This window comes from Thauera phenylacetica B4P (assembly GCF_000310225.1).
GTDB lineage: Bacteria > Pseudomonadota > Gammaproteobacteria > Burkholderiales > Rhodocyclaceae > Thauera > Thauera phenylacetica.
Map to the genome: position 1 here is coordinate 1 of NZ_AMXF01000521.1, position 883 is coordinate 883.

Here is an 883-nt window from a genome sequence, read left to right on the forward strand (position 1 = left end):
GGTCGCCGCGCTGCCGCTCGCGCTCGTCGGCGCGGGCCGCGCGCTGCCGCTGGCGGTCGGGCTCAACCCGGCGTGGGAGGCGCGCATCGCTGCGCTGCGCGACCAGATCGTCATCCCCATCCTGGGTGCGCGCGAGGCGCTGACGCAGGCCGAATGGGAGGACCTGGCCGGACGCTTCGCCGCCCACCGCGCCTGGGTGGCGGCGATGCCGGCCAACCCGGTGGCGGTGCTGCCGGTCGCCGACGTGCGCGCGCTGCTCGCCGACGGCACCTGCGCCGCGCTCACCCGCCTGATCGACGAGGACCTCGCCGCCGAGACCGCGGCCGGCCAGGTCGACGCGCTCGAGCGCCTGGTGCGCTACAACCGCGACCTCGTCCGCCTGCTGCGCAACTTCGTCACCCTGAGCGACTTCTACTCGCGCCACGACAAGGCGATCTTCCAGGCCGGCACGCTCTACCTCGACCAGCGCAGCTGCGAGCTCTGCCTGCGCGTGGGTGACATGGCCCGCCACGCCACGCTCGCGCCGCTGTCGGGCACCTACCTGGTGTATTGCGAGTGCCAGCGCCAGGGCGAGGCGCCGATGAACATCGTCGCCGCGATGACCGGCGGCGACGCCGACGAGATGATGGTGCCCGGCCGCAACGGCATCTTCTACGACCGCCAGGGCCGTGACTGGCGCGCGAGCGTGGTCAAGGTGGTGGAGGCGCCGATCAGCGTGCGCCAGGCCTTCTGGTCGCCGTACAAGCGCATCGGCCGCATGATCGGCGAGCAGCTGCAGAAGTTCGCCGCCGCGCGCGACAAGGCGGTCAACGACCAGGCTGCGACCGGCGTCGCCGGCGCGAGCGCCAAGATCGAGGCCGCCCCGGCCGCCGCCGCGGCGCCC

1 pseudogene is annotated in these 883 nt (G+C 74.1%); it reads left to right on the forward strand.

Annotation, left to right across the window (positions count from 1 at the left end):
* A pseudogene (locus C667_RS23440) lies at window positions 1–883 on the forward strand (hypothetical protein); the annotation flags it as partial.